This is a genomic window from Enterococcus sp. C63 (assembly GCF_040887215.1).
In the GTDB taxonomy this organism is placed as follows: domain Bacteria; phylum Bacillota; class Bacilli; order Lactobacillales; family Enterococcaceae; genus Enterococcus_B; species Enterococcus_B hirae.
Genome location: NZ_JBFOFI010000007.1, coordinates 75,496 through 98,608, shown reverse-complemented (window position 1 = coordinate 98,608; position 23,113 = coordinate 75,496). Strand labels below are relative to the sequence as shown.

The window sequence follows — 23,113 nt, the reverse complement described above, 5'->3', positions numbered from 1 at the left end:
ATGGTCAACACACGAAATTTAGAAGAAGCCTATCTAGCGTCAGTTTATCGGCAATTACTAGAAAAGCAGGAAGAGTATCAGCAACTATTACAAGAAACCAGTGCGTACGGACGGGATTCGTTACAAACGATGTCCGAAGATATTCGGATCAATTTTGATAGTTATTTAGACAATCTTGATACGTATTCACTGATTGAGATGAAAAATCGCGAAATCGATCAATTGAATCTCAAAATCCAATCAGCTAATGAGACTTTGAAAAAAATCGAACGGCTATTGATGAGTCCCTATTTTGGGAAGATCGAAATTGATTTTTTAGAGGAAGAAGCACAGGGAAAAAACAGTCACGAAGCTTTTTATATTGGGACGGCTAACTTTACTAATGATGAGGATGAAACCTTGGTTTATGATTGGCGTTCGCCGATTGCTTCTCTTTTCTATAACAATGATTTAGGTCAGTCTTCTTATTTAGTGAATCAAAACCAAATTGAGGTAATGATCCATGAGCGACGTCAATTTATCATCAAAAAAGATCAATTGCTCCACTTTTTTGACACCTCGGTAGCAATCCAAGACGATGTCTTACTTGATGCTTTAGAACAAAGTGAGACGTCAGAGATGAAGGCAATCACGGCTACGATCCAATCCGAACAAAATACGATCATCCGAGACACTACAAGCCAAAATATCTTAGTCAATGGCGTTGCAGGCAGTGGGAAAACCTCAACGATCATGCAACGAATTGCTTATTTGCTTTATCAATACCGAAACCAACTTTCTGCGGATGATTTGCTGATTTTGTCACCAAACCATCAATTTATTGATTATATCGGTAAGGTATTACCTTCGTTAGGTGAAAAAAATCCGTTGAATGTCACGATGCTTCAGTTGGTGGATCAACTTTTTTTAGGGAATGTTGAGTCAGAAAAAGCTTATTTTCAACGGATTACGCAGACGGATGTGGATGACCAGACAGCAGTTCTCAGAAGTCAGGCATTTATGAAGCAGATCGAGCAAGCGACCTCCTTGTTTACTGAACAGGCTGATTGCTTTTTAGCCATCAAAAAGAAGGAAAAAATCGTGATCTCAAAAGAAGTGATCAAAAAAATCTATGATAGCACGCCCGATTACCCGAATCTAAGAGAAAAACTTCAAGCGACTAAAGACCGATTGTTGCGCTACTGGGAAAAGCAATTGCTGAAACAAGCAGGTAGTGACGCCATTAAAGATCAATTATTATCCTTACCAGAAGAGATGCAACAAAAGTATTTCCAACAGTTGATCACCGATGAATCGCCAGAGAAATTAGTCAGTTATGGCAAACAATTGCTTCAAAGAAAATATCGAACAGTAACGAAACAAATCAAACAGATGGCGTGGGTCGATGAACAATTTTTATTTGAGGAGATTTATCAAAGTTACACTGGGAATAAGTATCAGCGAACAACTCCTTGTACATTAGATGAAGCCGTCGCACGTTTGCATGTGCGCCATCTGCTGATCGAAAAAATCACCCAAGTCAAAAAGTTCGTGTTGATCGATGAGGTGCAAGACTATACAAGTGCGCAACTTTTGCTCTTGTTAAACATCTTCCCCAACGCTCGCTTTACACTCGTAGGAGATGAAAATCAGGGGATTTTTAATTCCACGACTTCTTTTGAAGCAATTGAAAGCTATTTTTCAACGGCTGGACGATCTGTGACGAGATATGATTTATTGAATAGTTATCGTTCAAGCGGGGCAATCACGACTCTCTTTACCCAATATTCAGGGGAAAAAGAAAAGATCGCTATTGTTCCCGTTCGTCCTTATGGGGAAGAGCCGGAATTTGTGAATGCAGCGACTTTCAATCAGTGGCTCAGTCAGGTCAATGAACGACAACAGCACACGGGTGAACAATTAACAGTCATTACATTGGAAGAACAGCAAGCCGCAATGATACAACAAAAAGTAGAGCGGAACAACCAGCTGAACATCCAAGTACGCCCGTTGAGTCTTTCTAAAGGACTCGAATTTGATCACGTACTGATTTATCTAACAGCTGAACCGAACACACCACGTGAAAGAAGGCAAATGTACACGGCTATATCTCGAGCAATGAAAACTGTCGTTATTTCTTTGGTAACAGATCAATAGAGAAAAAACAAGTTATCTTTAGTGAGACTCGCTAAGATAACTTGTTTTATATTTTTATTATTTTAGTTATTTTAATTTATTAAGAAAACCTTAACGTCAAGATCAAATCTCATACATATTTCAAGAAACAAGCTACTATTAAATAAACAAATTTAAATAAATACAATAAAAGTAAAGTATAAGTAAGGTCTAGTTGGTCATTTTGATGAATTGTTCGTCTAGCTGTCATCATCAAAAAATGTAAAGGTTTTTATAAAAGGGGACTAAATTTATTTTTTAAAGGTGGGAGAAAAATGAATACTCGAATAAAACGTGAAGAAGTAGCAACTCTTTTGATTAAGGATAAGTTTTTTGCCAAAGGAAATCGACGGTTAAAAATCAAGCAATGGATTGTTGCGATTCTAGGATGGTGTGGCGTGATTTTTCCATTTATTTGGGTAACTATTTCGTTTCGGGCTTCAATGAAAGGGAGAGGATTACAATGGCATTCGTTTCCGGAAGAACGAAAAACGTTTTCTTTTTTGTTGCTATTTTTAGCGGTTGCTTTTTTAGGCTTTGTTCTTTTATTCTTATTCATGACTCGTTGGAATAATCGTCGTTACCAAACGATGCTAAGAAGTGAAAAAATGTATGATGAAGAAAAATTAGAAAAGCGTCGAGATATTTTAGAAACGGAATTCAGCATGCGCTTTGGACCTAAGGAAAAGCGTGAAGCGGTTTGCTATTACGTAGTATCAGAAGAGCAAAATCTTGAAAAAGATTTGATCGAAAACCTTTACAAAAACGAGGGGGTCGAACTCTAATGGTCAGAGTCATTCATACAGGTAATGAACTACTGGATTTTGTAGCTACGATCATTTATTTTATCCTTGTTTCTTATCCAATCCTTGGCAGTTTTGCATGGTTTATTGGGGTATTATGCTATTCGTTTTTATTTAAATATAAGCACATTGATTGGGCGGAGATTCCGACAGAGGTCGAACCGTTTATCACGATCATGGTACCGGCCCACAATGAAGAAGTGGTGATTGAAGACACAATCGATTATTTAATGACAAAAATCAATTATGGGAATTATGAAGTGTTAGTGACAGATGATGGTTCAACTGACGAAACCCCAGCAATATTAGCTCGTTTACAAAAAAAATACCCCAAATTACGAGTGATCCGCATTGATAAAAATAAGGGGAAAGCTCACGCATTTGATATTGGGATGGCTTTTGCCAAAGGTCGGTTGATCTTAAGCAATGATGCGGATACGGTACCTGAACCAGATGCTTTGTCAAATTATGTGAATTACTTTATTCGCCCTGGTGGTAGAAATATCTCTGCTGTTACTGCCAATATGGACGTGAAAAATCGTACGTCTTTACTTGGAAAATCCTAGACTGTTGAATTTTCGAGCATCGTAGGGATCATCAAGCGAACACAAGCAGGTGTACTTGGCGGTCTTTATGCGTACAGTGGGGCAAATACCATGTATCGAAAAGACGCATTGATCGATGTTGGCGGCTTTCGTCAAGATCGGGCGACAGAAGATATCAGTATTGCGTGGGATCATCAGTTGAATGGCTGGATCTCGGTGTTTGCGCCAACCATCATATTTTTTATGGAAGTTCCAGTAAGTTTGCCCATGCTTTATCGTCAGAGAAAACGTTGGGCAAAAGGGGGGACGGAAGTCTGGTTGACGAATTTTAAAAAAGTCCTCTTCCATCCTTTTGAAAATATCGGCAGGACGTTCATGTTTATTGATCAAACTTTTAGTATTATTTGGTCGTTGTTCTTTTGTATTTCATTTTTCGTTTTTATTATTTTAATGGGCGTTTATCTTTATCAAGGAAATTTTGAACAAATCTATCGGACATTGACGATTAGTTTTCTGTTTGTTTGCTTCGAAATGATCTCAGGCATCATTCAACTGATTGCATCTTTGGTGGTAGACGATCAAGGAAGAAAATTGAAATATATGTTATTTGCCCCATTGTATATGTTGTTATTCTGGATGGTCAATGCGATCACCATCATGACAACCTTTATCCCAGCAATCAAAACGATTCTAGGATACGGAAGCGGCACATGGAAAAGTCCAGAACGAAAAAGTGAATGATGCAACTGAAAAAGACTAGCAAACAAGGGACTGTAGCAGAAGACGAAAGCCGTCTTTTACTACAGTCTTTTTGGTTACATAACTAACTAAATGATCTTAAAAAAACAGCTAAACGATCCCTGGAAACCGTTTACTAACTGTTTTTTATAATAACCATTATAATGTTTAATATAAACATAAAGGAGGAGATAATGTGGAATTGTACTATCTGACGGGGTTGTTTTTAATAATTATATTGTTGTATTTGTTGGCAAAAAAATATGATTTTGTCAAACAACTTTTTTCAAAGATCACGATTACTTTTTTAGTTGTTTATTTGATATGGCGTTTGTTTTATACCATACCAATAGATAGTTCTGTTTCTTTAATATTTGGGATCATTCTTTACATTGCAGAATTTATCGGGTTATTTGTCTACGGTTTTTTTATTTACCTATTTTCGAATAAATTGTCAAATGAACATCTCTATGAGGCCTATGACGAGAGTTTTCAACCAAGTGTTGCGGCGTTTATTTGTACGTATAACGAAAATAGTAAATTAGTGATTGCCACGGCTTTGGCTGTCAAAGCATTACGATATCCCAATAAAAAAATATATATTTGCGATGACGGTCATCGTGAGGAATTAAAAGAGATGGCGGAACGTTTTTCCATCGGTTATTTATCACGAGAGGGCAATGAGCATGCGAAAGCTGGCAACATCAACTATGCACTCTCACAAACGACTAGTGACCTCGTACTACTATTGGATGCAGATTTTATTGTCAAAAAAAATATCATTTTTGAAGCCGTTAATTATTTCAAAAATCCTAAAATGGCACTCGTTCAATATCCTCAAACCTTCTATAATAAAGATCCATTTCAGCTTTTAAGAAATTCCTTTTATAATGAGCAAGAATTATTTATGCGCTTTTTGGAGCCAGCTCTTTCTCGAGAAAATGCCCTGATCCATATCGGGACAAATGCAATTATTAGAAGAAGTGCTTTAGAAGAAATCGGTGGGGTTCCAACGAATAGTATTACAGAAGACATGGCGACAGGGATGTTGTTACAAAATGCCGGCTACGAGACCCTCTTTATCAACAAGGCTTATGCATTGGGAATTACCCCTTATACAGCGAAAGAACTAGCTTCCCAACGCTCGCGTTGGGCACAAGGTACGAAGCAGATTTTTGACCACTTCAAGCCACGAAAGTTAAAAGGGTTGTCATTGATGCAAAAATTATGTTATTACAACTCTTATTTGTATTGGTTTACTTCTTTCCAAAAAATTATTTTTTTATTAGCTCCTACGCTGTTTATGGTTTTTGATATTTTTATTGTAAGAAGTAACAACCATCAATTGTTACTATTCTTTTTACCGCCGTTTGTTATGATCACCTTATCCTTTAGGTTATACGTGCCTAAAATAAGAAATCTAACGAGTTCTCACATTTATGACTGCTTTGTGGCACCGATCCACACAGGAGCATTATTAAAAGAATTTTTCAAACCACAAAAGAAATTCAACGTAACGAAAAAAGAAATTGTCGGGAGTAACGCATTTGATTGGCGTACGGTGTTTCCGCATATCGTTCTTTTTTGCTGGATTCTTTTTGCTTGTATCATTGCTCTTTACCGATTGATTCGTGGGGAAGGATATGAATTTGGTTATATTGTTACGTTAGTATGGTCAGTCTATAATCTTTATGGCTTGTTTTATGCCATCACGATCGGTAAAAACCGAGATATCGAAAGTGACAGTGAAGCATTAAGTATCACAGTCAATCGTCAGTTATCCTATGATTCGAAAATCTTTGAGATGTATCAAATGAGTTTTAATGGCTTTCGGATTAGAACGGGTGGGGAATCATTCATTCCGGGAGAAAACTATATGTTTGTTGATCAACAACAAGGGTTGCAGATTACTTCAGTGTGTCGAGAAACACAGGAAGCTTACACCACTTTCTCATTTGAAGATTTGACCCCACAATCAGCGGAAGAACTAGCGAGTTATTATAGTGACCAGCTGAATGCTGCCAAACAATTAGAGTTTGATATGGAAGATGATTTAGTAGAAAGCTAAAAAAAGAAGAAAATGGGACTGAAGAATCAATTTTTGATTCATCAGTCCCATAAATTATAGAGCCAGTCTCTTCTAGTATCTCTAAAAACGAATAAACGGTGAGACAAAAGTAGCATCTTCGGAAATAAGCCGAAATTTACCAAAAATTTGAGAAGCAATTTTCGGAAATTCCTTCTTATTTCTTGATGCTGAACACTTTTGTCTCAACCTCTTTTTTCATTTTTTATCAGCTATTCAAGACTTCTCCACAGGCTCGACATGAACATCCGTTTCGTGGACTTGGAATTGTTCAAATAAAGTGTGTTCGATCAAATCAGAAATATCATGACTTTCTTTGACAGTCAAATTAGGGTCCATGGTAACAGTGATATCTACATAGGTATTTGAACCATAAGTACGCCCTTTGATACTCTTCACGCTTTGGACTTTCGGGATGTTATTGACTGCTTGTTTGTAGCGCTCTAATTTTTGTTGGTCAAAGCCATCAGATAAAGAAAAGGAGCTTTCTTTAAAGATATCAAACGCTGTTTTTAAAATCAATAAACCCACGACGATTGCAGCGGCACTATCCAACCAACCCAAATTGAAGGAGGCCGCAAACACTGCCACGGCTGTACCGATACTTGTCCACGCGTCACTAAGATTGTCTTTCGCAGCAGCTAGTAAACCAGGACTGTTGACTTTTGTGGCTAGTTTTTTATTAAAGAGATAAACCCCGTACATGATCAGCGCTGAGACAATCCCAACAATGGCTGCGGTCATATCGGGTGATTCCATTTTTTTGTCAGTAATCGAGAGAATCGAAGAGTACAAGACTTCCAGACCAACCAATAACATAATAAACGAAGTGATTAAACTCGCAATATTTTCGGCTTTCCAGTGACCATAGCGATGTTCAGTGTCTGCAGGTTTGCGTGAGATTCTCAAACCGATCAATACAGCAACCGAAGCTAGGATATCCGTAAAATTGTTTAAGCCATCGGCTCTTAACGCTTCAGAATTTGCGAGATTCCCGATAGTCAACTTCAGTATCGAGACTACGATATAAGCGACAATACTGATGATTGCACCTAATTCTGCTTGTTTCAATTCTTTATATCTGTCTTTGTTCACACATTTTCACTCCAACATAAAGTATTTTATTATCTTATAATATTTTCGAATAAAAACACTAAAAGTGTGGAAAATATAATGGTTTTGGATAGGCGAAATTTGGAACTATCCCGAACTTAACTGAATCGATAGGAGCAGCGAATCAAAAGGGATCAGCTATGATTGCACCTGCAGTAGATTCAGAAAACAGCTGCAGGAAAGTCATCTGATGCGTATGCTTTGAGCTTTAAATTTAACCGTGTTAGGGTAGATTTGTACCGAATAAGAAGGAGGAAAGAGACACATGGCAAAAAGAGATTTACCAAAAGTCGAAACTCGTCTTTATATCAATGGCAAATGGCAGACAGGAACAGAAGGTACCTTCGAGGTGATCAACCCTGCAACAGGTGAAACCTTAGCGAATGTTCAAAAAGGTGGAGAAAGTGAAACCCACGAAGCAATCAAAGCCGCTAAGAAAGCATTTGAAGAGTGGTCAAAAACTTCTCCTGCTCAACGGGCAAAATTAATGAACAAGATGGCAGATCTAGTGGAAGAAGACAGTGAACGTTTAGCTACGATCATGACGATGGAACAAGGAAAGCCACTCAAACAAGCTGCTTCAGAAATCAACACGAATGTTGAAAATTTGCGGTGGAATGCTGCCGAAGGGCAAAGAATCTTAGGCGAGATCATTCCTTCTCCGGCAACCAATGAATGGCAAGTACGTAAAGAACCAGTTGGAGTAGTAGGTGCAATCACTCCTTGGAACTTTCCATCCAATATGATTATCCGTAAGATATCTCCAGCAATCGCGGCTGGCTGCACGGTTATCTTAAAACCAGCAAAAGCGACACCGCTTTCTGCATTGGCGTTAATGGAGCTTTTTGATCAAGCTGGCTTTCCTCCAGGAGTCGTCAATATCGTGACTGGAGACTCCTCAACGATCGGTAAAATTCTAACCGAATCAGAAAACGTGCAAAAAATCACTTTCACTGGTTCGACAGAAGTAGGACAAATCTTAAATAAACAAGCAGCATCAACGTTGAAAAAAGTTTCCATGGAACTAGGCGGACATGCGCCGTTGATTATTTTTCCAGATGCAGATTTAGAATTAGCAACGGATCAATTGATCAAAACAAAATTCATCAATAACGGACAAGTATGTACGTCGCCTAATCGAATTTTTCTTCATGAATCAATCAAAGAAGAAGCTACGAAATTGATCGTCGAAAAAATCAAACAAGTATCCGTTGGTAATGGCTTAGATGATCCAACGACAGGTCCTTTGATTAATCAAGAAGGTGTGGAAAAGGTAGAAGAACAAATCAAAGATGCCGTAGATAAAGGAGCCAAGATTTTAGCAGGTGGGCAACGACTGACAGAAGGCGAGTATGCGCATGGCTATTTCTTTGAACCCACTGTTTTGGATGGTGTCACGAAGGAAATGGACATCTTTTATCAAGAAACCTTTGGACCAGTGATTCCGTTGATTGCTTTTAAGGAAGAAGAGGAAGTGATCAAAGATGCCAATGATACCATCTTTGGGTTAGCTTCTTACTTCTTCTCAACGAATATCCACACGATCGCGAATGTTAGCCAGAAACTCCAATATGGGATGGTCGGTGTCAATGATACAGCTATTTCAAATTCAGCTACGCCATTTGGAGGGGTCAAGCATTCAGGCTTTGGTCGGGAAAATGGAACTTACGGTGTGGAAGAATATGTAGTAGCGAAGTTTGTGACGATTCGGACAGCTAAATAACTAGCGTATCAAAAAGCAAAAAAATAACCAAAGAAGCTAGATTCTTCCCAGCTAGTTTCTTTGGTTATTTCTACGTTATTTCTGTTGTTCTTGCTTTCGACATTCATGATAGACATGATAGAGATTTAGTTCATATTCTTTTTTGGCATTCGTTACAACAGTATCTAAAATCAACCCAGTAACTAATGAAAGTAAGGCAAGGATCATCAATCCGGTACTTAAAATAGCAGAAGGTACCCGTGTGATAAAGTGAGTCAGCATATACTCTCGGATCACTGGAACACCGGCAAATAAGCCGAATACAAAAAAGAAAAAGGTCCAGATGCCAAAAAACATCAATGGTTTGTAGTCTTTCCACATTTTAACGATCATAATGATCACTTTAAATCCATCAGAAAATGTATTCAGTTTCGATTCACTGCCTTCTGGACGGTCTCGGTAATCGATTGGCAATTCGACCAATTTGAATTTTTTGTCTAAGGCATGGATCGTCAGCTCAGTTTCGATTTGGAATCCGGAACTCATAATCGGGAAACTTTTGACAAAAATACGATTAAATCCTCGATAGCCTGTCATGACGTCTCGTATTTTTGTTTTATATAATCGTGTGATTGTGTTTTTCACTAAATTGTTCCCAAAATCATGAAACGGACGTTTGTTTTCGTCAAAGTAAGTCCCATTTGAAAGTCGGTCTCCAATTACCATATCCGCTTCACCTGAGCGAAGTTTATCCAGTAATCCATGCACCGCTTCGGCAGGATAGGTATCATCACCATCCACCATGAGATAGTAATCTGCATCAATATCAAAAAACATTTGCCGAATGACATTTCCTTTCCCTTGTCTTGGTTCTTTTTTGACGATTGCCCCACACGCCACGGCAAGTTCATAGGTGGTATCAGTCGAATTGTTGTCATATACGTAAATCTCTGCTTCCGGTAATTCTCGTCTAAAGTCTGCAATGACTGTTGAAATCGTCGCTTCTTCATTATAACAAGGAATCAGAACAGCAATTTTCTCTTGTTGTTCCATTTTTCACTCTCCTTAAATCATAGAAAACAAAATCTCTATTAAGAATACTGTATCAAATTCTTAAATGCTAGTACCTAGAGAGAATTTTCACTTCTTTTTGTTTCTATTGTAAAAAGCCCCGTATAAAACCACTATTTTTATGTTAATGGTGATAGCTGAGGCTTCGCTTTATTAAATCAATTCATTCTTTTTTCTTGAAATCTCTAACACGGTGCCGGTATACGCATCCGCTAAAAATTCGTAGCAAATGATTTCACCATCTTCCAGGCGGGAAATCCCTCCACGATAAGCTTTGGAATGGATCGCAAATTTTCTAGTCGGTTCTTTTTCAAATGAGATCCAAGACCCCTCGATGGAGCCTTCTTTTAAGAATGATTCTTTGACTTGTTCTAAGACTTGATCGGCTGATAACGTTTTCTTACGTTGATACAAAACCATTGAAGTGATGCCACTGATTAAACCAAGTCCGATACCTATAGCAAGACCGTTTTTAAAATTATTTGACTCACATTCTTCAGAATACATACGTCTTACCTCCTTCTTTGTCCAAAAAGATTATCTTCATTTATTCTACCATACTCTGTGTTTTTCTTAGAAATAAATAACCGCTATCAATTAAAATAAGCTATAATAAATGTGAGTGATTGACTAAGAGTAATACAAATTAGTCAGTCAACTATAAATTTGAGAGGAGCATAGTCTGAATCTTAGGCGAACTTTATTATGGATGAAAAAACATTTCAACGAATCAAAGAGTTAACAGAACTTCAAGGAACAAGTGGTTTTGAACAAGACATTCGTGCGTATATGGAAGCGCACATGGAACCCTTAGTGGACGAATTACAACTAGATGGTTTAGGTGGAATCTTTGGCTTACGCCAACATGAAGAGGCAGATGTCCCACGTGTGATGGTTGCGGCTCATATGGATGAAGTAGGATTTATGCTAACCCAAATCCAGGACAACGGTTTATTCAAAGTTGTACCTTTAGGTGGCTGGAATCCGTATGTGGTTTCTGCTCAACGTTACACATTGAAGACTTCTTCTGGCAAAAATTACCCATGTATTTCTTCTTCTGTTCCACCACATTTATTACGTGGAACAAGCGGCCAAAAATCAGTGGAAGTGACAGATATCTTATTTGATGCTGGTTTTGAATCACGTGAAGAAGCAATGAGCTTTGGCGTATTGCCAGGCGATACGATCGTACCATTCGCTGAAACCATCAAAACAGCTAATGGCAAAAATATCATCAGCAAATCATGGGATAACCGCTATGGTTGTACAATGGTGTTAGAAGCGTTAGAAGCGCTGCAAAATGAAAAACTAGGTCATACATTGATCGCAGGAGCAAACGTGCAAGAAGAAGTTGGTTTACGTGGGTCAAAAGCTTCTGTCAACAAATTCAAACCTGATCTATTCTTTGCAGTCGATTGCTCAGCAGCAGACGATACGGTAACGAAAAAAGGGACATTCGGACATCTAGGTGAAGGAACGTTGATGCGTATCCAAGACCCAGGATTGATCATGTTACCACGCTTGCGTGAATACTTATTAGACGTGGCTGAAACAAACAACATTCCATATCAATACTTTGTCTCAAAAGGCGGCACAGATGCAGGTGCGGCACATACGCAAAACGAAGGAATCCCAAGTACGGTGATCGGAGTCGTAGGACGCTACATTCATACACATCAAACAATGTTTAGCATTCGTGACTTTGAAGCAGCAAGAGAGATGTTGATCCAAACATTAAAAGGATTAGACAAATCGACTGTCAATACGATCGTTTACGGAAAATAAGAATACATCCTTTAAACGAAGTGAAACGAGAACCATGGATCGTGGAACAGAGATAAGCGAAGGATAGTATAAATAGTTAATAAGTTCAGAAATAGAGGAAGTCCTATTATTGGGCTTCCTTTTTAGGTCTTCTTGTTTTGTCGTCAGTCAGTAAATACGGGGGAAATCGGTGAATCGTTTTTTTGGTTGAAGCACCTGAATTTTTTGAATACAAAAGTGAGGACTGGTTAGGAGTTGGTGACTTTTAAAGAAAGGTGTATAATTTAAATATAAGAAGAAAAGAGGGACAGCAATGATTATTCCAGAAAACTTAGAAGAATTAGCAGGTTACGTTGAAAAAGGGAACAGTGTCTTTTTCTTTACCGCAGATTGGTGTGGCGATTGTCGCTTTATCAAGCCTCAAATGCCAGAAATAGAAAATGATTTTGCCGCATGGCGTTTTATTGAAGTCGATCGTGACAAATACATAGATGTAGCCGCTGAGTGGAACATTTTTGGAATCCCAAGTTTTGTAGTGATCAAAGACGGTAAAGAATTAGGTCGTCTAGTGAATAAAGATCGGAAAACAAAACAAGAAATCGAGGATTTTTTAAATCGTGTGACGAACGGCTAACATCTGGATATTTGTTAGGAGGGATCAGGATGGAACAAGAATATAAAAATATTTTGGTCGGGATCGATGGAAGTGAGCAAGCACTTTCTGCCTTTAAAAAAGCAGTTGAGGTTGCTCGAAGAAACGACGGAACCGTCTATGTAGCAAATGTGATCGACCAACAATTTTATAATTTCATGGGCTATGTCCCAATAGATCAAACGCTAGTTGACCAACAAACAGAAGCAGCGAAACAAATGATCGAAGACTGTAAAGCTTATGGAAAAACAGTTGACTATCAAAAAATCGAAGGAATCGTTGCTTATGGTTCTGTTAGAGAATCAATGGCAGTCAACTTACCAAAAAAATATGCGATCGATTTGATCATGGTCGGTCAATCAGGATTAAATGCGGTTGAACGATTTATGACAGGTAGTGTTTCCAGCTATGTCATCCGCCGAGCACCATGTGATGTCTTGATTGTCTCTGATGAAGTGGAAAAAACAGAAAATAATTAGTCATGAATCAAGTGAGAGTAGGACAACTGGCTGATGTGTGCTCCAAAAGTTGTACGTGAAGACGACAAGTTTTGCAAGTTTTAGGTGGGCTCACAGCTTGTCCTAGTCTCATTTTTAAAATTCCATGATTAGTTAAGGGGAAAATAAGTATCGTATGCCATGCCAATTAACCCTGAGTTTCAAGTTTTTTTGGTACAATGGCAGAGTCTATAAGAAATGATAGTAAGTAATGGTAGCATTGACACAATCAGGCCTAATAGGGGTGTTGGAATATAACGGAATCATAACGAAAAAGATCAGTCATTGCCAAATTGTGAAACACGCTTCCTCAAAAAGTTTTGTGTTTTGGTGATAGCAAGACCAGATCTGGATAAAGAGCTAACTGGCGGATTTCTTGAAACGACAACGCCTTTTATGGGGTGAGAAAACTAGTCAAAAGGATTTTTTTCCAAATTTTCTTTTTTCTTATTGCTTTTTAAAACGCTTTCTTGTATTATTGTTATAACAATAGAACAATGATGGAGGTGAAAAAATGAAGAAACAGCTTTTCAAAGACAGTGGGAGTTCACCACTATATAGCCAAATCTCGGAAGATCTGCGGTTTAAGATCTCATCGGGAGAATGGGCAGAAGGAGAAAAAATACCTGCTGAGCTTGAACTGTGCGAGATTTATAATGTTAGCCGAATCACGATTAGAAAAGCGATCGATGAACTAGTACGTGCCGGTTATCTATACCGTGAACGAGCGAAAGGAACATTTGTATTAACAAATGACCACTCGGATGAAAAACAACATTATACGATGGTTCGAAGCTTTACTAAAGAGATGGAAGAGTTAGGAAAGCAAGCAAAAACACTTTATGCAAAAGTGGACTTGATTTCAGCCACGGATAAGATGGCAAAACAACTATCTATCGAAAAAGGATCAAAAGTCTTGCAACTTCGAAGGATTCGCGGTACCTCAGAAGGGGAAGCTTTCGCCTATTTCGTCACACATATCCCGTATATCTATGATTTTTCGTTGGATAGCGACGATTATTATGACTCATTCTATAATTATTTGAAAACATTCGGCATCCTTATTAATGACAGTCGAGAATACGTCGAAGCGATTGCTGCAACGCCTGAACTACAGGCCGTTCTTGATATTGAAAAAGGAACGCCTATCTTGAAACGTGTTAGAATGACTGCGGAAAGAGACGGCCATTTTAAAGAAATCAGTGATTGTTACTACATTGGTGATAAATACCGTTACTATGTCGAACTGAATTGAATAAGCAAAAAACGGGAAACTTTTCTGGTAATAAGCCTTACATTTCATCAGTTTTACCAGAAAAGTATACCGGAAATTAACAAATAGCAAGCATGATTATTTTTTAGAAATAAAAAATAGTTTGTAATGTCATAACATAATAACAATAGAGGAGTTGGAGAAAATGGCAATATCATTTATTAGAGTAGACGATCGAATTATTCATGGACAAGTGGTAACAAGATGGATGAGTGAAAGAAAATGTGACGGTGTCATCGCGGTCGATGATCCTTCAGCAAATAATCCAGTTTTATCTAAAGTACTGAAAGCAGCAGTCCCAAAACCGTTAAAAGGATTTGTCATGACTGTTGATAAAACAGGACAGAAATGGGAAGAGATCGCAAAAAGCAAGAAAAACTATTTCCTGATCGTCAAAACACCAGAAACACTTGTAAAACTTTATGAAAACGGTTCAGATTTTATTTCTCTTTGTCCACAGTTGAATGTTGGTCCAATGAGTGCCCGAGAAAATGCGCAAAAAATTGGTCCCAATGCAGCAGTGACGCCAGAATAAATTGCTGCCTTTGAGAAATTAGATTCTTTAGGTATGGAAATTGAATTTAAGCTAGTCCCAGATTCAAAAGGAACATCATGGAAAGAAGTAAGTAAAGAAATAAACTAATAAATTTTGTAAACAGGGGGGAGAAATATGTTATTTTTTCAAGCATCAATGATTGCGATCCTATGTTATTTGGGCGCTTTGAGTACACCTTGGCTGTTCGGTGTTACCGGTGGTTGGTATACGTTGACACGACCATTGGTTTCAGGTTTCTTAGTTGGAATGATTTTAGGAGATGTTAAACAAGGAATTATTATTGGTATTGCTGTTCAAGCTGTTTATATCGCATTGGTTACACCAGGTGGGCAAATGCCAGCTGATTTAAATTTCGTGGCTTATCCAGCCATTGCGTTAGCGATTTTATCACGTTCTTCGACAGAAGTAGCAGTGACAATGGCAACCACAATTGGTGTAATTGGAACGATCGTTTTCAATTTTTATCAAGTAGCAAACTCTTTTTGGAACCACAGAGCGGAAAAAGCGATAGAAGAAAAAGATAATCGGGGCTTTTTTGTCAATACGGTTGTCGGACCACAAATTCTCAACTTTGCATTGCGAGCAATCCCATGTTTCTTAGTGGTTTACTTTGGTTCTTCCTTTGCTTCCCAACTGTTGGCAAGTATGCCACAATATTTGATCGATGTGATGAGTGTTCTAGGCGGAGCGCTACCAGCGATTGGGATCGTAATGCTTTTGACAGCTGTTGTAAAAGAAAACATCTTATTACTCTTCTTTGTATTCGGTTTCATCTGTGTTGTGTTTTTGAAATTGAATATGATTGCTTTGGCAGTGGTTGCGGGTGTCGTAGCGTATATCTATTATCAAGCAATTTCAAACAATAATGGCAGTGAAGCCATGGCAGCGGATGGCGGATATGAAGAGGAGGAATTTTAAATGGAAAAGCAGACCTATCAATTATTAGATAAAAAAACACTAAACAAAGCCTATGTAAGATGGATGATGTACAATCTGGTCGCAATGAGTTTCGAATTTCTGGCAGCTTTCGGGTTTGCTTATTCGATGGAGCCTATTGCAGAAAAACTATACAAAAATCATCCTGAAGAAAAGAAAGCATTACTTAAAAGACACTCTGCTTTTTATAATACAGAACCACAAGTAGGCGCATTGATCAATGGTGTGGTGTGTGGATTAGAGGAACAACGAGCGTTGGGAGCAGAAGAAATCGATGATGGATTTATTAACGGCTTGAAAGTCGGTTTGATGGGACCAGTCGCAGGTATTGGAGATTCCATGATTCCAGGAATGCTGATTCCCATTTTATTATCAATAGGAATGGGGCTAGGTGCTGGCGGAAATATCCTTGGTCCGATTTTCTACATTGTTTCTTTCAATGCAATTATTATCGCAGGAACACGCTTTTTATTTTTTAAAGGCTATGAATTAGGGGCCGAATCTGTCGATGTATTCGTAGGGAAAAAAGCCCAACAGATCACTCAAGCATTTTCTGTTCTTGGCGTAATCGTGATCGGTGGTGTTGCGGCTAGTTATGTGAAATTAGAGTTGCCGATCGTCATCAAAATGAGTGAAGCGTCTATTGACATTCAAAGTTTGATTGATGGGATCTTCCCAAGTCTGCTTCCATTATTACTAGTTATTCTTTCTTGGTTTTTGATGGCTAAAAAAGGAGTATCGCCACTGAAACTGATTGGCTTATACTTTTTAGTTTCTTTTATCGGCGTAGGCATCGCACAATTCTTTTAATACTTGGTAAAGGGATGATGAAATGAAAATCAATGTTTTATTAGTTAGCCATTCTGGACTTGCGGAAGGAATGAAAAAAGCAACCGAATTTATTGCGGGTGAACAAGCAAACTTTTATGCTGTGGAATTAAATGCAGATGGGATCGAGAATTACCGTAAATTAATCAAGAAGACAATCCATCAAGCAAAGAAAACAACAGAATGGATCATCATTAGTGATATACCTTCTGGATCGCCTGGAGCAAATGCATTAGACATTGCCGTGTCTGAAAATTTATTGTTCAAGATGTACTCTGGGATGAATTTAGCAATGGTTCTAGATACAATTTTGTCTAGGGAAAATAAAACCAGCGAAGAACTCGCTCAGGATGCGATCAAAACGGGGCAAGAAAGTATTGTCGATATGTTGGACGAGGAAGAGAATGAGGAAGAGTTTTTCTGATTTAATGTTATGACAATATGACAAAAAGGAGAGACAACATGGCTTATAATTTGAAACCAGAAACAACGATTAAAAATTATTCAGACACTTGGGAAGGCTATGAGTCAATTTTTAAACAATTGCGAAAAAACAGTACAGACAATACAGAGCAACGGATAGTTATCGAGTGCTATCCAGGAGTTGATCTTGATGAAATAGAAGACGCTCTTAGAAAAGAATGTCATGATTATTTGCTGATCCGATCAGATGACTATGCTTATGATGCAGAAACAGTGACGGAAATGATTCAAAAGACATTAACTGAGGATCGCGTTTTTGGCGTGATGTCCCATGCAGAATTGACCGAGTTTTTCCCGAGCTATGAACGGGAAAAATTACAAAAAAAGATAGCAAACACAAAACAACCTGTGATTGTATATGGAACAGGAGCTTCTCTTTTAGTAGAAGAACCAACAACTTTAGTTTATGCAGATTTAACTAGATGGGAGATCCAACTGCGTTTCAGAAAAGGGATGCCCAACTGGCGAGGAGCCAATGAAGAAGAGGATGCATTGAGAAAATTCAAACGGGGTTATTTTTTTGAATGGAGAATGGCAGATCGGTTGAAACAAAAATTATACAATGATATTGATTTTCTTTTAGATACCAATAAAAAAAATGAACCAAAAATGGTTTCAGGAAAAGATTATCGTCAAGCCTTATCTGAGGTAGTCTCCCAGCCATTTCGGTTAGTTCCTTATTTTGATGCGAGCGTTTGGGGTGGCCAGTGGATGAAAGAGCAGTTTAATCTGGATCCTTCCGCTGAGAATTATGGATGGGCGTTTGACGGCGTTCCAGAAGAAAACAGTTTACTTTTGCGTTTTGGGGCTACGGTAATCGAGATACCTGCGATCAATGCAGTTCACCAATTTCCAGACGAATTGCTTGGGAAAAAGGTGCGGGCCCGTTTTGGAAAAGAATTTCCAATCCGCTTTGACTATCTAGATACTGTGGGTGGAGGAAATCTCAGTCTGCAAGTTCATCCAATGGTCGAGTACATCCAAGAAAAATTTGGAATGCATTATACTCAAAATGAAAGCTATTATATACTTGATGCCAATGAACGATCAACGATTTATTTAGGTGTCAAAGAAGGGATCAGTAAAAATGAATTATTTGCAGATCTTAAAAAAGCAGCAACAGGTGATTTTCGCTTTCCAGATGAAAAATATATCAATTGTTTCCCAGTAAAAAAACATGACCATTATTCGATTCCTTCTGGGACGATTCATTGTGGCGGACCAGAGACAGTTGTATTAGAAATTAGCCAAACACCCTATATCTTTACCTTTAAATTATGGGATTGGGAACGTGTCGGACTAGATGGGATACCACGTCCTGTCCATTTAAAACACGGGGAAAAAAATGTCCAAATTGATTATGACACTAATTGGGTAAAAGAAAACTTGATCAATCAAATCGAAGTGATCGAAGAAACCGACAATAGCATAATCGAAAAGACTGGGTTGAACGAGCTGGAATTGATTGAGACGCGAAGATATTGGTTTTCAGATATGGTAGAAGTTAAAACCAAGGAAAGTGTTAATATGCTGAACTTAGTGGAGGGAGAAAAAATTACCGTTGAAAGTCTGACGGGAGCCTTTGAACCTTTCAATGTCAATTATGGAGAAACATTTATTGTTCCAGAACAACTAAAAGAATACAAACTGGTCAATCAAGGAGACCCTACTAAAAAAGTGGCTGTGATCCAAGCATTTATCCGAGGATTATAAGAGGTGTTTTATGGAAAAACATGAGTTGAATGTCTTTTTTGATCAAAAAAAGAAACGTTTTGTTTACAGCGAGGACATGTTTGGACCAGTGGGAGTAGAACACAGATATTTAGCAGATATTCGTCATAGTTTATTGAATGATCATGTTTCCGGACCAGAAATCGTTTATACGATCGCAATGGATATAGGAAAAAAGAAAGATCAACATGCCCTTCAACAAAAAGGTTTGTTATATGGCATAGTCGAATATGCTGCTGGTAAACTTGGAAATGAACCGATCAAAAGTCAGGGACACCGACATGCAATTTCGAAAATAAGTCACATGTCCACCCCAGAAGTATTCGAGATCTTAGAGGGACAGGCTCTGATCTATATGCAAGAAAACCTCGAAAAAAACGCTGGAAAATGTTACGCCGTTGAAGCAAGAAAAGGGGACATCGTCATTGTTCCACCAGGATGGGGACACTGTACGATCAATGCTTCGACAGAACTAACTATGTGTTTCGGTGCTTGGTGTGTCCGAGATTATGCCTTCGATTATACAGTTCTAAAAAAGCAACAAGGATTCGCTTTTGTGCCTATTTTTGACCATAGAAACAACCTGGTTTGGAAGAAAAATGATCATTACACTTCTGCGGAATGGCTCATCAAAAAGCCCAGAGAATATCACGAATTTGGTCTTAAAAAAAGGATACCCATCTATTATCAATATGAACAGAATCCAGATCTTTTCAACTTTGTTAGCCATCCAGAAAACTACAAACAACAGTGGGAAGACTTTATTCCATGAGCTAAATATCCGTTACTTTTTGGTGAAAACTATATATAGGCATTTATAGGGTTAGCGATTGTAGACTGATTCATTCATAAAATGTGCAAAGTAACAAAAATGGATGCGACTCCAAATAAAATAGCTTGAGTAAAACTCTTTTCGATAAATTGCTACGTGGTGACCAACTACATAGTAGATTGAAAAGAGTTTTTTGTCGAAGGACGATAAAAGTTTATACATAAGAGCTGGAACCGTAAGTAATCCATTGTTTTATACTGAGTCCATCTATTTAATGAAAAAGTCCTATTAAAGAAAATAGGAATCTTCTCTCTCGATCATTTTTAAAATAGGAAGTCAAAAAAAGAAACCTTACTGATGACTTTATCTATAGTCCCCAATCTACATATAGGTTGATGAATGAAAAAAAACTCATGCATAAAAACCATTTTTTTGTTAAGATAAATGTCAGCAAAGGATAATGGAGGAAAAAACATGATTTTTGCTTATAATAAAGCGCACGTGGGAGATACCTTGATGGTCATCGTCTCAAATGACAATGGAACCGAAAATACGGTCATCCGTAAATGGAATGTTGCTCAAATCAAAGATGAAACAGGACAAATCGTTGGCTGGAATTTTTTCCATATCTCCGACCATCTTACGATCGAAGGTAACGGACAAGTCAAACTAACAGAAGAACAAATTGCACAGTTGAACCGCTTGATCAAAGAAGCTGGTTTTGAAGAAACGTTAACAGAAGAAAATGAACCAAAAATCGTTGTTGGCTACGTCAAAACTTGCGTACCACATCCTGATTCTGATCACTTATCGATCACTGAAACACAAGTAGGTAAAGAGGAAGTCTTACAAATCGTTTGTGGCGCTCCGAACATTGAAGCAGGACAAAAAGTCGTTGTTGCCAAACCAGGAGCTATGATGCCTGATGGAATGATGATTTGGCCAGGAACATTACGTGGGGTTGAAAGTCACGGAATGATTTGTTCGGCAAAAGAATTACAATTACCAGATGCACCGAAAGAAAAAGGGATCCTTGTTTTACCAGAAGATGCAGTGATTGGCGAAGCATTTCCAAAATAAGCAAAAAACAGCACAGTTGCCGAGCAACCGTGCTGTTTTTGTATAGGAAATTAGTTATTAGTTACCAGAGTTCTCTGATTGACTTTGTTTTAATGCGGATTGATCAATTGTTAATTGAATCGTTGTTGTTTTCTTTTCTTTTCCGCGATAGTAAGTGACCTTCACTGAATCGCCGACTTTTTTCTGATACAAGACAGATTGTAATTCTACACCAGAAGAAACATCAGTATCATCGATTTTTGTAATGACATCATATTGTTTCAAGCCAGCTTTTTCTGCAGGTGTCGCCGGTTGAACGCTGGTAACAATCACACCATTTGTCACAGATTCAGGAATTTTCAAGATTTGTTCTTGTTGTTGGGTTGAAACGGCTGAAAGGTCAACCATTGTGATCCCTAGAGCAGGACGGGTTACTTTTCCATCTTTTTCAAGTTGGTTGATAATATTTACTACATCGTTACTTGGGATCGCAAAGCCCATTCCTTCCACGCTTACACCTGATGAAGAAGCAGAAGTACTTGCAATTTTACTTGAATTGATCCCGATCACTTGACCTTCAATATTAACTAATGGACCACCAGAATTACCAGGGTTAATCGCAGCATCTGTTTGGATCGCATTGATATTGACCGTTTGATTTGACTCGTTCGTGCTGGTTACTTGGCGATTCAATGAAGAGATGATCCCCGAAGTCACAGAGTTGGCATATTCAGAACCTAGAGGAGAACCAATTGCGATCGCCGGTTCACCTACTTTCAATGAATTAGAGTCACCAAATGAAGCAACTTTGTTCACTTTATCTGCACTGATTTTCAAAACAGCTAAGTCAGAATAAGCATCCGTCCCGACTAATTCAGCTTTGACTTTTGTTCCATCTTTTAATAAAACTTCTAGTCCTTGTTGTCCTTCTACTACGTGATTATTCGTTACGATATAAGCGGAATTGCCACTTTTTTTGTAGATGACACCACTACCTTCACTAGAAGCCTCTAGATTGCTATCATCAGAACTTTCTTGTTGTTGTTGGCCAAATAATTGACCGAAGCCGTTGGTCCCTTGATTTTGGCTTTGAAGATTGATAACAGATACCACCGCATCTTGGACTTTATCGACCGCATTCGTAATATCTGAATCGACATTGACTTTGACATTCTCAACGACAGTTTCGCCCGCTGAATTTTGATGACCACCCGAATTTGACGCTGCGTTTCCAGAACCCATGACAGCATAAAAAATACCAGCCGTTACCAAGCCCCCAATAATTCCACCGACTAAGCCTAGACCCAGCTTACGCCAGATTCCATTATTCTTTTTCATTTTTGGTGTCACATCTTTTCTCTCCATGTGATCTGCCTCCATTTATCATTTTCTTCTATCTCTAAGTATAGACTTATTTGTTAAGATTAGTCTACTTGGAGACTATGAACTTTTTATGAAAAACTTTAGGAAAAATCATTGCGTTCAGATGAAAAAATAAGAAAAAAGTTTTCCACAAATCCTGTGTAGAAATCAGCGGAAAACTCGCAGAAAAACAATACCCTTTTTTATCCACAAGATGTGGACAACGTGGATAAATCGGTGCAAAACATACGTTTGCTTAAGAAATACTTATAAAATAAGCCAGAATCATCGCCTTTTCTGTGGATAAACCTGTGGATGATGTGCATAACTATGTGGGAATCTTTAAATAAATAAAAAATAACTCGCTTTTTCTTTTAGCAAACATTTCGTTATAATAGAAAAGAAGGAAATACGAACAACGAACAATGAAGAGGAAAAATGAAGGAGTAAAGCAATTGAATATCAAAATCATTTCAGTCGGTAAACTAAAAGAGAAATACTTGATCCAAGGAATCAATGAATACGTCAAAAGGCTGCAAGCATACGCTAAAATCGAACGAATCGAAGTCCCCGATGAAAAAGCACCTGAGAACTTGAGTGAAGCTCAAATGCGCCAAGTCAAAGAAAAAGAAGGCGAGCGGATCTTGAGCAAAATCAAAGAACAAGAATACGTCTACGCACTAGCAATCGAAGGGAAAAATCCAACCAGTGAAGCTTTCGCCAAAGAAATCGACCAACTAGGAATCCAAGGGAAAAGCCAGATCACCTTTGTCATCGGTGGCTCACTCGGCTTAAGCGAAGCCGTCATGAAACGCAGCAACGCCCAAATCTCATTTGGAAAAATGACCTACCCCCACCAACTCATGCGCTTGATCCTCGTCGAACAAATCTACCGTGCTTTTCGAATCAATGCGGGTGCTCCATACCACAAATAATGATATTTTTTAAGAGAAAAAATTATCCCTATTTTAAATAATAGCAATAGGTA

At 38.2% G+C, this 23,113-nt stretch carries 20 protein-coding genes and 1 pseudogene; 17 read left to right on the top strand and 4 right to left on the bottom strand.

The window, feature by feature from the left end:
* From AB3H90_RS11050 to AB3H90_RS11035, 4 genes and pseudogenes are all read left to right on the top strand, one after another.
* On the top strand, nucleotides 1-2,136 hold the full coding sequence (locus AB3H90_RS11050; protein WP_368016719.1) for a UvrD-helicase domain-containing protein: 2,136 nt from the start codon (nucleotides 1-3) through the stop codon (nucleotides 2,134-2,136).
* Nucleotides 2,137-2,429: 293 nt separating this feature from the next.
* Nucleotides 2,430-2,939 carry a hypothetical protein gene (locus AB3H90_RS11045; RefSeq protein ID WP_368016718.1) on the top strand — a complete coding sequence of 170 codons (510 nt, stop codon included), beginning with the start codon at nucleotides 2,430-2,432 and terminating at the stop codon, nucleotides 2,937-2,939.
* Nucleotides 2,939-4,243: pseudogene (locus tag AB3H90_RS11040) on the top strand (glycosyltransferase). Before AB3H90_RS11045 ends, AB3H90_RS11040 begins: the two are co-directional and overlap by 1 nt.
* A gap of 193 nt (nucleotides 4,244-4,436) precedes the next feature.
* Nucleotides 4,437-6,308 carry a glycosyltransferase gene (locus AB3H90_RS11035; RefSeq protein WP_034700444.1) on the top strand — a complete coding sequence of 624 codons (1,872 nt, stop codon included), beginning with the start codon at nucleotides 4,437-4,439 and terminating at the stop codon, nucleotides 6,306-6,308.
* A 234-nt stretch (nucleotides 6,309-6,542) separates the two neighbouring features.
* On the opposite strand, the gene AB3H90_RS11030 is transcribed toward AB3H90_RS11035, so the two are convergent.
* Nucleotides 6,543-7,421: a cation diffusion facilitator family transporter gene (locus tag AB3H90_RS11030; protein WP_368016717.1), complete on the bottom strand. Its 879-nt coding sequence runs from the start codon at nucleotides 7,419-7,421 to the stop codon at nucleotides 6,543-6,545.
* Between the two features lie 283 nt (nucleotides 7,422-7,704).
* Between AB3H90_RS11030 and AB3H90_RS11025 the strand changes: the two genes are divergently transcribed.
* Nucleotides 7,705-9,162, top strand: a complete 1,458-nt coding sequence (locus AB3H90_RS11025) for an NAD-dependent succinate-semialdehyde dehydrogenase (RefSeq protein WP_368016716.1) — start codon at nucleotides 7,705-7,707, stop codon at nucleotides 9,160-9,162.
* 75 nt (nucleotides 9,163-9,237) lie between these two features.
* Here AB3H90_RS11025 and AB3H90_RS11020 read toward each other — a convergent pair whose 3' ends face one another.
* The gene (locus tag AB3H90_RS11020; protein WP_368016715.1) at nucleotides 9,238-10,194 is read right to left on the bottom strand and encodes a glycosyltransferase family 2 protein; all 957 of its coding nucleotides are present in this window, start codon (nucleotides 10,192-10,194) and stop codon (nucleotides 9,238-9,240) included.
* 171 nt (nucleotides 10,195-10,365) lie between these two features.
* Nucleotides 10,366-10,719 carry a PepSY domain-containing protein gene (locus AB3H90_RS11015; RefSeq protein WP_002317104.1) on the bottom strand — a complete coding sequence of 118 codons (354 nt, stop codon included), beginning with the start codon at nucleotides 10,717-10,719 and terminating at the stop codon, nucleotides 10,366-10,368.
* A gap of 198 nt (nucleotides 10,720-10,917) precedes the next feature.
* On the opposite strand from AB3H90_RS11015, the gene pepA reads away from it, so the two are divergent.
* The 11 genes from pepA to ytpR all read left to right on the top strand — a co-directional run bounded on the left by pepA (nucleotide 10,918) and on the right by ytpR (nucleotide 20,784).
* Nucleotides 10,918-11,997 (top strand): glutamyl aminopeptidase, encoded by a 1,080-nt coding sequence (pepA, locus tag AB3H90_RS11010; protein ID WP_368016714.1) that lies wholly within the window; start codon nucleotides 10,918-10,920, stop codon nucleotides 11,995-11,997.
* A gap of 292 nt (nucleotides 11,998-12,289) precedes the next feature.
* Nucleotides 12,290-12,610, top strand: coding sequence for a thioredoxin family protein (locus tag AB3H90_RS11005; RefSeq protein ID WP_002317106.1), 321 nt, complete (start codon nucleotides 12,290-12,292; stop codon nucleotides 12,608-12,610).
* 29 nt (nucleotides 12,611-12,639) lie between these two features.
* Nucleotides 12,640-13,107 carry a universal stress protein gene (locus AB3H90_RS11000; RefSeq protein WP_053766226.1) on the top strand — a complete coding sequence of 156 codons (468 nt, stop codon included), beginning with the start codon at nucleotides 12,640-12,642 and terminating at the stop codon, nucleotides 13,105-13,107.
* 532 nt (nucleotides 13,108-13,639) lie between these two features.
* Nucleotides 13,640-14,380, top strand: coding sequence for a GntR family transcriptional regulator (locus AB3H90_RS10995; RefSeq protein ID WP_053766227.1), 741 nt, complete (start codon nucleotides 13,640-13,642; stop codon nucleotides 14,378-14,380).
* A 163-nt stretch (nucleotides 14,381-14,543) separates the two neighbouring features.
* Nucleotides 14,544-14,933, top strand: coding sequence for a PTS system mannose/fructose/N-acetylgalactosamine-transporter subunit IIB (locus AB3H90_RS10990; RefSeq protein ID WP_368016713.1), 390 nt, complete (start codon nucleotides 14,544-14,546; stop codon nucleotides 14,931-14,933).
* Nucleotides 14,934-15,068: 135 nt separating this feature from the next.
* The gene (locus tag AB3H90_RS10985) at nucleotides 15,069-15,872 is read left to right on the top strand and encodes a PTS sugar transporter subunit IIC (protein ID WP_053766229.1); all 804 of its coding nucleotides are present in this window, start codon (nucleotides 15,069-15,071) and stop codon (nucleotides 15,870-15,872) included.
* Nucleotides 15,873-16,700 carry a PTS system mannose/fructose/sorbose family transporter subunit IID gene (locus tag AB3H90_RS10980; RefSeq protein ID WP_053766230.1) on the top strand — a complete coding sequence of 276 codons (828 nt, stop codon included), beginning with the start codon at nucleotides 15,873-15,875 and terminating at the stop codon, nucleotides 16,698-16,700.
* A 22-nt stretch (nucleotides 16,701-16,722) separates the two neighbouring features.
* A complete protein-coding gene (locus AB3H90_RS10975) occupies nucleotides 16,723-17,142 on the top strand; it encodes a PTS sugar transporter subunit IIA (protein WP_368016712.1) in 420 nt (139 codons plus the stop codon).
* A 38-nt stretch (nucleotides 17,143-17,180) separates the two neighbouring features.
* On the top strand, nucleotides 17,181-18,914 hold the full coding sequence (locus AB3H90_RS10970) for a class I mannose-6-phosphate isomerase (RefSeq protein WP_063627580.1): 1,734 nt from the start codon (nucleotides 17,181-17,183) through the stop codon (nucleotides 18,912-18,914).
* Nucleotides 18,915-18,924: 10 nt separating this feature from the next.
* A complete protein-coding gene (locus AB3H90_RS10965) occupies nucleotides 18,925-19,704 on the top strand; it encodes a glucose-6-phosphate isomerase family protein (RefSeq protein WP_368016711.1) in 780 nt (259 codons plus the stop codon).
* Between the two features lie 474 nt (nucleotides 19,705-20,178).
* A complete protein-coding gene (gene ytpR, locus AB3H90_RS10960; RefSeq protein WP_010737044.1) occupies nucleotides 20,179-20,784 on the top strand; it encodes a YtpR family tRNA-binding protein in 606 nt (201 codons plus the stop codon).
* A gap of 57 nt (nucleotides 20,785-20,841) precedes the next feature.
* Here ytpR and AB3H90_RS10955 read toward each other — a convergent pair whose 3' ends face one another.
* On the bottom strand, nucleotides 20,842-22,128 hold the full coding sequence (locus AB3H90_RS10955; RefSeq protein ID WP_010737045.1) for a S1C family serine protease: 1,287 nt from the start codon (nucleotides 22,126-22,128) through the stop codon (nucleotides 20,842-20,844).
* Between the two features lie 452 nt (nucleotides 22,129-22,580).
* On the opposite strand from AB3H90_RS10955, the gene rlmH reads away from it, so the two are divergent.
* A complete protein-coding gene (gene rlmH / locus AB3H90_RS10950) occupies nucleotides 22,581-23,060 on the top strand; it encodes a 23S rRNA (pseudouridine(1915)-N(3))-methyltransferase RlmH (RefSeq protein WP_002317110.1) in 480 nt (159 codons plus the stop codon).
* The last annotated feature ends 53 nt before the right edge of the window (nucleotides 23,061-23,113 follow it).